Here is a 13721-nt window from a genome sequence, read left to right as displayed (position 1 = left end):
TCGGTTATTTTAGGTGAGCTATCGGTATGACGTATCGGTAACAGTCTTTCCGCATCAGACGCTATGCAGGTCGATTGGTTCGCCGGTTTTTAGTTATCGCTACCATAGCCCACGACGTGCAAGGGGTCCATGCGTAACAGGGCTGTGCCGTATTGCCCTGCCGGACGGGGCGATTTATGGGAGAATAGCGCCCATGCAACGCGCCTACGATATTCTCAACCACACCTTTGGCTATCACGAATTCCGTCATCAGCAGGCGGAGATCGTGGCCACGGTACTGGCCGGACAGGATGCCCTGGTCCTGATGCCCACCGGCGGCGGCAAGTCCCTCTGTTATCAGATCCCGGCGCTGGTGCGCGAGGGCGTGGGCGTGGTGGTCTCGCCCCTGATCGCGCTGATGCAGGACCAGGTGGATGCCCTGCAGCAGCTGGGCATTCGGGCCGCCTTTCTGAATTCCAGCCAGAGCGCCGAGCTGCAGCGACAGACCGAGCAGGCGCTGGTGGCCGGCGACATCGACATCGTGTACGTGGCGCCGGAGCGCCTGCTCACCGAGCGCCTGCTGGGCATCCTGGATCAGGCGCGTATCGCCGTATTTGCCATCGACGAGGCCCACTGTGTGTCGCAATGGGGTCACGACTTTCGGCGCGAGTATCAGCAGCTTTCCATCCTGCACCAGCGCTTTCCCCAGGTGCCGCGCATTGCGCTGACCGCCACCGCGGACGGCCGCACGCGCGACGAGATTATCGCCCAGCTGGATCTGGGGCAGGCGGCGGTGTTCGTCGACAGTTTCGACCGTCCCAACATCCGTTACACCATCAGCGAGGGGCACAACTCCCGCGAGCGGCTGTGGCAGTTTCTTCAACGGGAGCACCCCCAGGATGCGGGCATCGTCTATTGCCTGTCGCGCAAGAAGGTGGAGAGTGTGGCCGAGTGGCTGAGCAGCAAGGGCAGGCTGGCCCTGCCCTATCACGCCGGACTGGCGCCGGAGGTGCGACAGCTGCACCAGCAGCGCTTCCTGCGCGAGGAGGGCGTGGTGATCGTGGCGACCATCGCCTTCGGCATGGGCATCGACAAGCCCGATGTGCGTTTTGTGGCGCACCTGAGTCTGCCCAAAAGTATCGAGGCCTATTATCAGGAGACGGGGCGCGCGGGGCGCGATGGCCTGCCGGCCAATGCCTGGATGGCCTACGGCCTGCAGGATGTCATCACCCTGCGACAGATGGTGATGGACACCGATGCCGATGAGCAGTTCAAACGCGCCGCGCATGGCAAGCTGGAGTCCATGCTGGGACTGTGCGAGCTGGGCAGTTGTCGGCGCCAGACCTTGCTGGCCTATTTTGACGAAACGCTGCGCGAGCCCTGCGGTAATTGCGATACCTGCCTGCAACCACCAGAGACCTGGGACGGCACCCAGTCGGCGCGCAAGGCACTGTCCTGCGTGTATCGCACCGAGCAGCGGTTTGGGGTGAACTATCTGATCGCGGTACTGCTGGGCAAGGGCGATGACCGGATTCAGACCAATGGCCATCACCGGCTCAGCACCTACGGCATCGGTGAGGAGCACTCGGCGGTGGAATGGCGCGGGGTGTTCAGGCAGTTGATCGCGTTGGGTTACCTGAGCGCCGATCTGCAGGGCCACGGCACCTTGCTATTGACCGAAAAGGCCCGTCCGCTGTTGCGTGGTGAACAACAATTACAGTTACGCAAGCAGCGCAAAACGGAAAAATCCTCGCCATCGTCGCGCCGTGAACCGGCAGCCGATTTGTCGGCGGCAGAGGACAGCCTGTTCCGCGCGCTGCGTGGTTGCCGGCTGAATCTGGCGCGCGAGCGCGGGGTGCCATCGTATGTGATCTTTCACGATAAAACCCTGCTGGAGATGGCGCAGCGTCGTCCCGGTAGCCTGAATGAGATGCGCGGCATTTCCGGCGTGGGTGACAAGAAGCTGAGCGAATATGGCGAGAGTTTCTTGCAGGTTATTCTGGATGAGGTGGTGGATGAGACAGTAGATAAGAGTACCGATGCGATCGGAACAGAAATTGATCGCTGAAAAATCCGCTTAGCGGGATTTTTCGAAATGCAGGCACCACTTCCTAAATGCTGCTTCGGGCATGGGGCGAGCAATAAAATATCCCTGCACATGATCACAGTTATGTTGTTTTAATAATTCCAGGGCTGTGGCCGTTTCGACACCTTCGGCAATCACCATAAGATTCAGGTTGTGGGCGAGATCAATGGTGGACTGGACGATGATCCGGTCATTATTGTCGGCGTCCATGTCGATGACAAAAGACTTGTCTATCTTCAGCCCGTTGACCGGCAGCATCTTCAGATAGGCCAATGACGAAAAGCCGGTGCCGTAGTCATCAATGTCCAGCTGGATGTCCATCGCGCTGAGCTGGGTGAGAGTGTCGCGCGCCCGGGCTGGATCGTTCATAACTGCGCTCTCGGTAATCTCCAGCGTGAGCCTTTCCGGCTCCAGTTGATAATTATCCAGCAGCTTTTTGACCTGGCCCGGCAATTCAGGATCCTGCAGGTTCCAGGCGGAAAGGTTGACGGAAACATTGGAGGACAGACCGCTGGAGATCCAGTCCTTGCAGGCTTTTATGGCGGTTTCCAGTACCCAGCGGGTGAGTTCGGTGATCAAGCCGGTCTGCTCACACATATGGATGACCGCGTCCGGCGGGATCATTCCGTTGCGGGGGTGATCCCAGCGCAACAGGGCCTCCGTGCTGTGTAGGGTATTTGTCTTGATGTTTATCTGTGGCTGGTAATGTAACAGCAGGCGCCCCGTCGGTTGCCGGAGTTCTTCTTTCAGATCGGCGAGCAACGACAGGTTGTTGCCGCTAACCTCGTCCAGTCGGTCATGGAAAAAGGAATAACCTTTCTTGTTACGTTTGGCATCATACATGGCGATGTCCGCCTGCCGCATGAGGGTGTCCGCATCGTCGCCGTTGTCCGGGAAAAAGGTGATGCCGATACTGACGCCGACAAACAGGTTTTGTCCGTCGATGGTGATGGGCATGTTGATCTGACCGATCACCTTTTGCATAAAGGTGCTTGCCTGGCTTATGTCAACGTCGGGAGTAATGATCGCAAACTCGTCGCCGCCTAACCTGGCGACCGTGTCCGAGGTACGCAGGCAATTATTCAGTCGTGACGAAATCTCCTGCAACACCCGGTCGCCAACCGTGTGGCCCAGGGTGTCGTTGATGTCCTTGAAGCGGTCCAGATCGAGCAGCATGAGCGCGATCTTGGTTTTATGGCGTTTGGACTGTTGAATGGATTGCTCAAGACGGTCCTGTAACAGGGCGCGATTGGGTAGTCCGGTCAGGGAGTCATGTAAGGCCTGGTGCTCCAAGGCCTGTTGCCGGTGATGGATCTGTCGGCGCATGGTGTTGTAGGCCGTGGTCAGGGCATAAATTTCCTGGCTGCCCTTGCTGGGCAGGGCGATGCTTTCGGTATGTTTTCCCTCATCGCTGATGATGCCGACAATTTTTGCGATGGGTTTCAATACGGTGCGCGAGATCATGAAATAGACGAGGATGACGAATAACACAGCGGCGCTTGTCATACCCCATAGCTCGAGGTTGGCATACAAGGCCGCCTTTTCCACAGCCGCAATGTTTTTTGATGACCAGGCCAGCACGGCATTCTCGAGCTGTTCCAGGCCGTCGCGAATATCCACCTGCAGTGGCCGGATGTTGGTATCAATGAAGAAGACATCAGCGCGCCATATCTGTGAATTGCGTATCGCCTGTACCTTCTGGTAATCCTCATACCATTTTTTTGCGCGATGGCGCATCACCAGAATGGCCTCTTCGGTCTCAAACCCCAGCTGCTGCTGTTGCTGAAGAATGACCAGTTCTTCCACTTGCTGCTGGATCTCACCATTGATGAGCGTGATATTGTTTTCCTGTGGAATGCGTTCGATTCGATTCAGCCCGGCGAAGCGCACGATCACGGCGCGGAAGTTGAGGATTTGCAGGCGCCATAAATCCCGGATCTGGGCGATCTTGCGGTACAGGGAGGATGCGTATGCCTCGCTGTCTTCCTGTTCAATCTCCTGCAGGGCGAGGGTGGTGGCGGACTCGAACTCGGTGTTTGATTCCAGCAGGATGTTGTTGATGTAGGGCAGCATGGGATAGACCCAGTTCGGGTCTTTTATCTGCTCAATGAGGATCCCGGTGCGGTGTTGTAATTCGAGGGTATCCTCAAACAGGTCATCGGTAATACTTTTGATATTGGTGTCAGCCGGGAATGAAAATTGGCGCAGCCGGTCGAGCTCATCGGCGGCCTTCTGCAAGGCCTGTGTAATCTGCTGAGGGTGATCTTTTTTGGGAGATATCACCATGTCATTGAGGGTGGTATCGGCCTGTTGATTCGCCTGACGGACATGGTTAACCGAGGTGGTGATCTCGTCGCGTAGCTGCAATGCCCGCGCATTTTTCTGGGTGACATCGGCAACGTAGAAACTGGTAATCGCCGAGCCTATGGTCAGCAGGGTGGCAACGGCCGCAGAAAAGCCGATGTAATTGGCCTTCAGGCTGCGGCGTCTGGGGCTATTGGGTGCAACAGACTGTGGCAAGGGCGCGTCTTTTGTGGGGGAGGTCAAAAATTATTGCACGAATGCCGGCATGTGGCTATTGGCCTGGGCCCAGGTCATGGGTGTCCAGCGGATAGCCGCGATCCCGATAAAACCGAAAGCGCTCACGCCCCTGGACCTTGGCCTCCTGCTGTGGTCCGATCAGCTCCGCAACGCGGGAAAAGCGGCTGAAAAACAGGGGCACCTCGGCGGCAAGATTGATTAACACCTCGCAATCGGTTTCAGGGCTTTCGTGACAGCCGATCTGGATGGGTGACTGGCTGGGGCTGCCGGCCTGGTAGGGCTCGTGCGGCACGAAACTACCCTCCCGAAATGTCCACAGTAGCTCATCCATGTGTCGGGCCTGCTGTGGCGTTTCGGTATGGATGTAGATGCGCTTGCCAAGGTTATAGGCCTTTTCGGCCAAGCGGCAGGCCACCTGTTCGCTGGAGCCTGCGCCAAGAACGTAAAAATCTACTTTTGTCATCTTGTTTTCTGCCATCGTGCTTTCTGCATAGCCCAGGCCGGCGCCTGGATGTTGCTCGAAGGTTTTGGGCGCCGGTTGTTATGCCTTTGCGGCCTTTTTGGTGGTGGTCTTTTTCTGTTCCGTGCAGCGGTCGATGAGGTATTGCGTCAACAACGGTACCGGCCGCCCTGTTGCGCCCTTGTTCTCGCCGCTGATCCAGGCCGTGCCGGCAATATCCATATGTGCCCAGTGGTATTTCGTGGTGAAGCGCGAGAGAAAACAGGCGGCGGTGATGCTGCCGCCCTCGCGTCCGGCGATGTTGGGAATGTCCGCAAAGTTGCTCTTGAGTTGCTCGTTGTATTCGTCCCATAGCGGCATCTCCCAGGCGCGATCACCGCTGCTTTTTCCGGCATTGAGCAGATCATGCACCAGGGGGGGATGGTTGCCCATCACGGCGCTGGCATGACGGCCAAGGGCGATCACGCAGGCCCCGGTCAGGGTGGCGACATCGATCACCACCTCCGGGTCAAAGCGTTCACTGTAGGTGAGGGCGTCGCAGAGGATGAGCCGACCTTCGGCGTCTGTATTGAGCACCTCGATGGTTTGGCCGGACATGCTGGTCACGATGTCGCCGGGTTTGGTCGCTGTGCCGCTGGGCATGTTTTCACAGGCGGGGATGACGCCAATCACATTGCATTTCAGTTGCAGTTCGGCGCAGGCGGTCAGCGCGCCCAGCACGCTGGCGGCACCGCACATGTCGTATTTCATCTCGTCCATGGTGGGGGAGGGTTTGATGGAGATGCCGCCGGTGTCGAAGGTGACGCCTTTGCCCACCAGTACCACGGGTTTGTCCTTGTTTTTGCCGCCGCGGTATTCGGCGACAATGAGCTTGGGCTCCTCTGCCGATCCGGCGGTGACCGACAGCAGCGCGCCCATGCCGAGTTTTTTCATCTGGGCCTTTTCAACAACGCTGACCTTGAGGGCGGTATATTTCCTGGCCATGGCCTGCGCCTGTTTGGCAAGATAGCCGGGGGTGCAGATATTGCCGGGCAGATCGCCCAGCGATTTTGCCAGCATCACCCCATCGGCGATGGCCATACCTTCGCGGACGGCACCCTCTCCGGTGGCCAGGTCGGCGCGTGTGGACACCATTAAGGTGAGCTTGCGTAGCGGGCGACGCAGGTCGTCCTTTCTGGATTTCAGCTGGTCCGTGCGATGCAGGGCGCTACGGGTGGTTTCCACGGTTTGGCGCACCTTCCAGTGGAGGTTCCTGCCCTTCACGCTGATCTCGGTCAGGTAACTCACGCACTCCATGGCGCCGGTTTCGTTGAGGCGGGTGACGGCGGTGCTAACGATACGCTGGTATTCCTTGTCACCGACCTCACGCTCTTTACCGCAGCCGATCAGCAATACACGCTCGGACAGGGCCTCGGGGATATGGTGCAGCAGCAGGGTCTGGCCCAGATGCCCTTCAATGTCACCACGCCGTAGCAGGGCCGAGAGGTGACCACCGCTGGCCTTGTCAAGCACCTCCGCCGCTGGACTGAGGCGTCGGGGTTCGAACACGCCGACCACCACACAGGCAGAGCGTTGTTTGGCGGGGCTACCACTTTTGACATTGAATTCCATGATCGTTTTACCTGGCGAAGTTGTTGTGAAGGCAGTATATCTGTTCTTAATATCATTGTTTCAGGCGGCGACGGCTTCTCGCGGCAGGGCCTAAGTGTACTTGAAGCAATACACGATTCCCACGCGCGATGCAGTGGCGGGAAAGGTGTAATATAGCGTTTTTTGCTTTAGCCCGGATATTTCATCAACGGCGTTGCGAGAGGCCGTAAGACCGTGAAGATGCAAGGCGCGCGTAGGAAAATGCGCGCAGGCGTACTTAACGTACATTGAGCACATTTTTCAAGCGCAACGCCGCAGATTCATGGGCTTACGGACTCGCAGCAGGCGTTTATGAAATATCCGGGTTGGCATTTCACGGGCTGAATTTAGGGGCTTATCGGATTACATTGTGGTCATTTATCGTTATTTGATAAAAGAGGTCCTGCAGACCCTGCTGGCGGTATTGGTGGTTTTGCTGCTGATCTTTATGGGGCGCTATTTTGCGGCCTATCTGGCGGACGCCTCGGTCGGAAAGATTTCCGGCGATATCGTGCTTGAAATGCTGCTGCTGCGCACCCTTACGTCACTCAGTGTGATGATGCCGTTTGGATTGTTCGTGGCGGTCTTGCTAGCGTTTGGGCGTCTCTATAAAGACAGTGAGATGACGGCGCTGGCGGCCTGTGGTGTGAGTCCGACACGAGTATTGGCTGCCGTAATTTCCGTTGCGATGATCGCCAGCATACTGGTGGCAGGTTTGTCGTTCTGGGGCACGCCCTGGGCGCATGAGAAGGCCTTGCAGGTGCGCGAACAGGCGCAGACGGGTACCGCCTTTGAGTCCGTGGCAGAGGGGCAGTTTAATAAGGTGGGTCAGGACAGTCAGGTGTTCTATGTGGAGAGCCTGTCCGCAGATCACACCCGCTTGCGCAATGTCTTTGTGCAGGCCACAACGGATGAGGGACAGCTGGATATCTTTTCTGCCCGCAGTGGGTACCAGAGCATTGATCCAGTCACCGGGGCGCATTATCTGGTGTTAGTTGATGGTTATCGTTATCAGGGCCTCCCGGGTGATGTGGATTTCAAAATCCATCAATATGAGAAAAATGCCGTACGTCTTGATGTGCAGGAAGCAGCACCGTTGCGTCGTACGCACTGGGCGATTCCGACCAATACCTTATGGGGCTCGTCACGACCGGCGGATCAGGCGGAACTTCAGTGGCGTTTTGCGATGCCGCTGGCAACGGTCTTGCTGGCAGTGCTGGCGGTGCTATTGAGCCGCACCTCGCCCCGGCAGGGACGCTTCGCAAAGCTGTTTGTCGCGATTTTGATTTTTGTGACCTACTACAACACGCTCGGTGTTGCCATGTCCTGGGTGGAGCGTGGGATTGTTCCCCCGAGTGTGGGCATATGGTGGGTGCATCTGGCATTGATGCTCCTGGTCGCCGTGCTGGCGGTAAGGCACTGGGGGGCACGCTGGGTGTGGCGCCGCCTGTTCGGGGACACTAATAAAGGTGAGGCAGCGGCTGCATAATGGCGATGCAAATTCTCGATCGTTATATTGGACGACATGTTGGTTACAGCACCCTGATAGTGATGGGGGTGTTGTTGACCCTGTTTGCCTTTTTTGCCTTTATGGATGAGGCCGGACAGATTGGGAAAGGTCGTTACGGCACCTGGCAGGCGTTTCAATATGTACTGTTAACCATTCCCGGTCTGGCCTATCAGTTGTTTCCGATATGTGCCTTGCTGGGAACAACGATTGGCCTAGGAATCCTGGCGAGCAATAGCGAATTGGTGGTCATGCGGGCTGCCGGAGTTTCGCTGTCGCGTATTATTGTGTCAGTGATGAAGATTGGATTGCTCTTCGTTGTATTGACCCTCGTCATTGGGGAAGGGGTAGCGCCGCCGGCAGAGCGCTATGCACAAACGCTGCGTTCGGTGGCGATGTCTGACAAACTGACCCTGCGCAGCCAGGATGGTTTGTGGGCGCGGGATGGCAATAGCTTTGTGAATGTGCGCGACATTCTGCCAGGCGAGCGCCTGGGAAAAATCTTTATCTTTGAGCGCGATGCCGCCTATCGGCTGACAAAAATGGTGCGCGCTGATTCAGCGGTATATCGTAATGGCAGCTGGATACTGCAGCGTGTGGTGAGTAGTGATATCGGTGAGTCGATGGTGACATCGGCACGTGTCGCGGAGTCGCCCTGGCAAACAAATCTTAGCCCGGATTTGCTGAATGTGGTGACGGTGAAACCGAATACCTTATCGATCGTTGGTTTGTATCAGTATGTTGCCTATCTTAAAGATAATGGTCTTGATGCAGGGATTTATCAGCAGGCGCTCTGGGGAAAAATTGTTGCGCCGATAATAACCGCCGTAATGGTTTTCCTGTCCATCCCCTTCGTTTTCGGCCCCCTGCGCTCAGTGGGAATTGGTCACCGGATTCTGGTGGGAACATTAGCCGGTATTGGTTTTTATATATTGAACCAGATGTTTGCCTATATGGGGTTGGTGTTTGCATTAAATCCAATATTCAGCGCATTGGCCCCGGCAGTGGTGGCATTTGTAATGGCCTATCTAATGTTGCGTCGGGTCTACTGACCGGATAGCGGAAGCTGGTTTCTTAGTCGGCCAATCGGTCCTGGGTTTCGGTTCTGATTCCGGCTCTAAAAAGCGAGATTAAAATAACCCATCACCACATCTACCCAGACGACGCCCAACATGGAAAAAGGCATTAACATCCGGCAATGATGTTCGCCGGATGTTAATGCCTTAGTTTTACGGATCTAGCCGATTGCTATTACAGATCCGCGAGTCCTGGATTGTTGCTGATGCCCTTGATTTTCGGCACATTGAGTTCGCCAACCTTCACTGTCTCCTGTCGACGAAGGTAATCGGCAACGACATCCCAGATCGGACGACCTTCGCGGGGAGCCTCAACACTGGCCCAGCCGGCGACGCGGTATTCCTTATTGGCATCCAATGGCTTGCCCTTGAGCTCCATGTCGGAGATGCGATTGCCAATCGTTTTGGTGGGGTCGATAGCGAACTTCAGTCCACCGACACGCACCATGTCGCCACCTTGCTGGTAATAGGGGTCGGTGTTGAAGAGGTTGTCGGCAACATCTTCCAGGATCAGTTTGACCGTCTCGCCGGTGGCTTTATTGAGAGTGACCGTGGGATAGGTGATGGCCGTTTGTGTCATTACGTGTTCGAAGGTGATGTCTTCGCCCGTGGGTATGCTGACTCCCCAGCGGAAGCCGGGAGAGAATGCGATATCGGCATCCTGTGCCTCCAGTAGAGCATCCAGGATCAATTGATCGAAGGTGCCATTGAAATTGCCCCGGCGATAAAGCAGCTCGTCGGCCACGCCGAGCTTTTCATTCAGTTCGCGCTGGAAGGGTTTGCGAACCTTTTCGATATGCGCAGTCATGGCCGCGTCGGGTTCCAGATAATTCGAGAACACCGGCAGCAGATTAAAGCGGAAATCGCGCACTTTGCCATTGCGTACATCGAAGTCCAGTACGCTGAGGAATTTTCCATTTGAGCCAGAGTTGATCACCAGCGTGATGCCGCCAGGGTTTTTGATTTTAACGGCCTCGGGTACGGCATCGTGTGTATGGCCACCCATGATGGCATCAATGCCCTGTACGCGGCTGGCCATCTTCAGATCGACATCCATGCCGTTATGCGAGAGGACGATAACGACTTGTGCCCCAGCCGCGCGCGCATTCTCAACGGTCTTTTGCATCTTTTCTTCACGGATGCCAAAACTCCAGTCCGGCACCATGTAACGAGGATTGGCGATAGGGGTGTAGGGGAAGGCCTGGCCGATAATGGCGGTAGGGACACCGTTGATTTCTTTTATAACATACGGTTTGAAGACGTCTTCTTCCCACTGATTGTCGATAACATTCTGGGCGACAAAATCCATATTGCCTTCGAGATCTTTTTCGATGATTTCCTTGACGCGTTCGTGGCCAAAAGTGAACTCCCAGTGCCCGGTCATGGCATCGACGCCCAGCAGCTTGGTGGCATCGACCATGTCCTGCCCATTTGTCCAGAGCGAAGTGGCCGAACCCTGCCAGGTGTCTCCGCCATCTAATAATAATGAGCCGGGACGTTGCGCCCGGATGTGTTTCACCAAAGTTGCCAGATGTGCGAAGCCACCGACCTTGCCGTATTTCTTTGCGGCCTCAACAAAATTTAGATAGGTAAAGGCATGTGCTTGTGGAGTATTCGGATCGATCCCGTAGCGGGCCAGGAAATAATTGCCGACCAGGTGGGGTGCCTTTGATTTCATGCTGCCGATGCCAATATTAATATTGGGTTCGCGGAACCAGATGGGCATCAGTTGTGCGTGACAGTCGGTGAAGTGCAGTAGTGACACATTACCAAAGCTTGGCAGGTCATACATCTTTTCTTCTGATACGCGTCCTTTCGTTGCGGCCTGTCCTGGCAACTGGATTCCGGCGGCGCTCGCAATAGCAAGCATTTGTAAAAATTCTCGACGAGAGATGTTCATTCAAAAGCTCCTGGGACTTTAAGTTCTACGTATATTTTAATTCTGGGTTTTTGGCAAATTAGCCGATCTCGGATTTAGCAGTTTACGGTTCCTGGCAGGTTTTATGCTCGCTAACCGTGGAGACAGGGCACAGTTAATTGGGCCATATACTACACTAAAACCAAGTTTAGCACTTACTACTAAAGGGGTAGCTGCCGAAGGCAATGCCGAAAATTTCAGGAATAAACAATATTAATTTCTGAATAGTCCGAATACATTTATGCCGAAAAAAGAAAAGGCCCGACAAGTGAACCTGTCGGGCCTTAAATTGGAAATGCCGGGTGACGTTATTTACGTGCGCCAGGTCCATTCCAGGGAATACCGTTACTCATATAAGTAAGGAAGTATTCCAGGTTGCGGTATTCCGTGCTTTGAGCCTTGAAGGGCGCGGCACGTACCTGCTCATTGCAACCGCCAAAGCGTCGGTGAGAGGTACCCAGACCACCCCACTTGGAACGGTAAACCGGGAAGTGGGACAGGTGTCCCAGCGCCGGTGACAGGATGTCCGCACGAATCTTGTTGCCTGCATTGTCTACGTGGCAATGCGCACACGCCATATTCAGCTGGCCACGACGCGCATAGAAATGATGCTTGCCGTCTTCATAGGCATCTACTGCACGCTGATCGTGTGGGATCTTGATGTCAATAGTTTGTCCACGAGTGGTGTAGGCCATGTAGGCTGACAGAGAGGCGATTTTGCCTTTTTTCAGTTCCAGAGGCTTTTCGCCATTCTTGGTGCGGCACTCATTGATCGCCGATTCGAGAGTCTCGACTTGGCCTTTTTCCGTATCGTAGCGGGGGTAGTCACCTCTTACCCCGATACCACCATTGCGGAAGCAGCTGGCATAGGTTTTGCCATTTTTGAAAGGCGTGTTGAACATCTCTTCACCTTCTGCAATGGCAATTTCGTAGGGCGGAAATTCCTCGATTGCTTCCCATTGTTCACGGGAAGCAGGGTCGACGGCATAAACGCCATTAGCGAAGTCTTCCAGTGGGACGTTTGGAAAACGCTCCATGAAGTAACCCCTGAATGCCTTTAAGTCCTCCTCAGGACTGGCTTGACTGACCAGCGGGGCGCCAAGGACGCTTATCGCTGCAGTGATCAAAAGCAGTTTTTTCATCATTACTCCTCCTCCATCCTTCAGTGCTGCTGCGGTCAAATACAACCTGCAGCAGCTTATATTTTACGTTAGTCGATTGTGGCTTCGTCTGTAGCACTTTCGCCCTTGTTATCAGTCCAGCTAACTTTAACGGTTTCGCCTTTGGCACCACCCTTAAATTTGAATGATAGGTAGGGATTCTTGGATACTGCCACGCCCCAGGATGCCACCAGGATTTTGTTTCCCTTGTGCTCACAAACGACTTCATTAATGAAGTGCGCGGGGATTTTTTCACCGGTCTTGCTGTCTTTGCGTAACCCTGTTTCCATGGGGTGGCTCATCAGGGCTTTGACCTCCGCCACGTCGCCGCTCATTTTGGCACGGATACGAATATTCTTACTGGCCATTATCTTTTTCCTCTATCTGTTAATAACGGTGTGTGTGCGAGGGATTAACCGCCGCAACCACCGATAGTGACTTTGACGGTTTTTTTCGCGCTGTGCAGCTTGCCGCCAGACTTGACAACGGCAATCAGATCAGAGGTTTTACCCATTTTTACGCGAGTGGAGACAAATCCCTGTGTGCTGCCGCCCAGGGCGAAGCTACATGCCAGAGGGGAGGGGTTTTCCTGGATCAAGACACTGATGGTTTCTGCGGCCATGCCGGTGGATACGGTGATTGGTACCACGGCGCCATTCTCGGCAATGTCGGGGGCCTTGATTTCGATGTCGCTGCTTTCTGAGTGGCTGGTGTCGCTGAACAATGCATTCAGGGCATCGTCAATGGTTTTGGCTGCAAAAGCAGATTCAGGCCACGCAGCAAGCACCATACGCGGTGCCAACAAACCAGCGCTTGCGGCGATACCCAGCATGCCACCGGCTACTGTGCCTTTGAGGAAGGTTCTACGTTTCATGATGGTGATGTCTCCTTCTAGCTTTTATAAATGATGTTTCAATTTTCGGATTACAGGGAGTAGATGAATTCTACAACCTTATCCAGTTCGCTTCCGCTAATAATTTTATGCTTGCCATAAGGAGGCATAATTGTATTGGGGTTGGCAACTGTGGGATCAAAAATTTGTGCCCGCAGCTTGGCCTTGTCAGGATAACGAGCCTTCATATTGACCAGTGCAGGGCCAATGTTGCCTTCCAGAGAGCCGCCAGCTATTTTGTGGCATGCCAGGCAGTTACCTTTTTTGCGGTCAAAAGCGATCGTTTTGCCTTCTTCGATGGCTGATGCTTCCGCAGCACTTGCTACATTCAGGGTTAATGACAGGCTTCCCATTGCAATCATCAGGGCGCCGGCCGCCGCTAGGGTACTTCTCGCGGATTTCCGCATCGCTGCTTCCTCCTTCAACATTTAAGTTATTATTACTGTTACTTTCTTTCGTTGCGTTACCTTAAC

The 13721-nt window shown here is 54.9% G+C and carries 11 protein-coding genes; 3 read left to right on the top strand and 8 right to left on the bottom strand.

What is annotated here, in order from left to right; translation table 11 throughout:
* The first annotated feature begins 193 nt into the window (after positions 1-193).
* Positions 194-2047 (top strand): DNA helicase RecQ, encoded by a 1854-nt coding sequence (gene recQ, locus RRB22_07670; protein MDT8384277.1) that lies wholly within the window; start codon positions 194-196, stop codon positions 2045-2047.
* Positions 2048-2056: 9 nt separating this feature from the next.
* Here recQ and RRB22_07665 read toward each other — a convergent pair whose 3' ends face one another.
* From RRB22_07665 to RRB22_07655, 3 genes are all read right to left on the bottom strand, one after another.
* Positions 2057-4585 (bottom strand): EAL domain-containing protein, encoded by a 2529-nt coding sequence (locus RRB22_07665; protein ID MDT8384276.1) that lies wholly within the window; start codon positions 4583-4585, stop codon positions 2057-2059.
* Between the two features lie 55 nt (positions 4586-4640).
* Complete coding sequence (locus RRB22_07660) at positions 4641-5069, bottom strand: DNA polymerase III subunit chi (protein MDT8384275.1); 429 nt, start codon at positions 5067-5069, stop codon at positions 4641-4643.
* 78 nt (positions 5070-5147) lie between these two features.
* The gene (locus RRB22_07655) at positions 5148-6677 is read right to left on the bottom strand and encodes a leucyl aminopeptidase (GenBank protein MDT8384274.1); all 1530 of its coding nucleotides are present in this window, start codon (positions 6675-6677) and stop codon (positions 5148-5150) included.
* A gap of 388 nt (positions 6678-7065) precedes the next feature.
* Here RRB22_07655 and lptF point away from each other — a divergent pair, with 388 nt between their 5' ends.
* Positions 7066-8184 (top strand): LPS export ABC transporter permease LptF, encoded by a 1119-nt coding sequence (gene lptF / locus RRB22_07650; GenBank protein ID MDT8384273.1) that lies wholly within the window; start codon positions 7066-7068, stop codon positions 8182-8184.
* Positions 8184-9254: an LPS export ABC transporter permease LptG gene (lptG, locus tag RRB22_07645; GenBank protein ID MDT8384272.1), complete on the top strand. Its 1071-nt coding sequence runs from the start codon at positions 8184-8186 to the stop codon at positions 9252-9254. The genes lptF and lptG overlap by 1 nt, the downstream gene beginning before the upstream one ends.
* 199 nt (positions 9255-9453) lie before the next feature.
* On the opposite strand, the gene soxB is transcribed toward lptG, so the two are convergent.
* The 5 genes from soxB to soxX all read right to left on the bottom strand — a co-directional run bounded on the left by soxB (position 9454) and on the right by soxX (position 13676).
* Positions 9454-11178, bottom strand: coding sequence for a thiosulfohydrolase SoxB (gene soxB / locus RRB22_07640; protein MDT8384271.1), 1725 nt, complete (start codon positions 11176-11178; stop codon positions 9454-9456).
* Positions 11179-11504: 326 nt separating this feature from the next.
* Positions 11505-12338 (bottom strand): sulfur oxidation c-type cytochrome SoxA, encoded by an 834-nt coding sequence (soxA, locus tag RRB22_07635; protein MDT8384270.1) that lies wholly within the window; start codon positions 12336-12338, stop codon positions 11505-11507.
* 68 nt (positions 12339-12406) lie between these two features.
* A complete protein-coding gene (gene soxZ / locus RRB22_07630) occupies positions 12407-12724 on the bottom strand; it encodes a thiosulfate oxidation carrier complex protein SoxZ (GenBank protein MDT8384269.1) in 318 nt (105 codons plus the stop codon).
* Positions 12725-12768: 44 nt separating this feature from the next.
* The gene (soxY, locus tag RRB22_07625; GenBank protein ID MDT8384268.1) at positions 12769-13230 is read right to left on the bottom strand and encodes a thiosulfate oxidation carrier protein SoxY; all 462 of its coding nucleotides are present in this window, start codon (positions 13228-13230) and stop codon (positions 12769-12771) included.
* 50 nt (positions 13231-13280) lie between these two features.
* On the bottom strand, positions 13281-13676 hold the full coding sequence (gene soxX / locus RRB22_07620) for a sulfur oxidation c-type cytochrome SoxX (GenBank protein MDT8384267.1): 396 nt from the start codon (positions 13674-13676) through the stop codon (positions 13281-13283).
* Positions 13677-13721 lie beyond the last annotated feature (45 nt).

The organism is Gammaproteobacteria bacterium (assembly GCA_032250735.1).
Lineage (GTDB): Bacteria > Pseudomonadota > Gammaproteobacteria > SZUA-152 > SZUA-152 > SZUA-152.
This window is presented reverse-complemented; position numbering and strand designations above follow the sequence as displayed.

Coding starts and splice junctions, on each gene's coding strand:
- lptG (MDT8384272.1), top strand. CDS start 8,184: ATGGCGATGCAAATTCTCGATCGTTATATTGGACGACATGTTGGTTAC.
- soxZ (MDT8384269.1), bottom strand. CDS start 12,724: ATGGCCAGTAAGAATATTCGTATCCGTGCCAAAATGAGCGGCGACGTG.
- soxB (MDT8384271.1), bottom strand. CDS start 11,178: ATGAACATCTCTCGTCGAGAATTTTTACAAATGCTTGCTATTGCGAGC.
- recQ (MDT8384277.1), top strand. CDS start 194: ATGCAACGCGCCTACGATATTCTCAACCACACCTTTGGCTATCACGAA.
- soxY (MDT8384268.1), bottom strand. CDS start 13,230: ATGAAACGTAGAACCTTCCTCAAAGGCACAGTAGCCGGTGGCATGCTG.
- soxA (MDT8384270.1), bottom strand. CDS start 12,338: ATGAAAAAACTGCTTTTGATCACTGCAGCGATAAGCGTCCTTGGCGCC.
- RRB22_07655 (MDT8384274.1), bottom strand. CDS start 6,677: ATGGAATTCAATGTCAAAAGTGGTAGCCCCGCCAAACAACGCTCTGCC.
- soxX (MDT8384267.1), bottom strand. CDS start 13,676: ATGTTGAAGGAGGAAGCAGCGATGCGGAAATCCGCGAGAAGTACCCTA.
- RRB22_07660 (MDT8384275.1), bottom strand. CDS start 5,069: ATGACAAAAGTAGATTTTTACGTTCTTGGCGCAGGCTCCAGCGAACAG.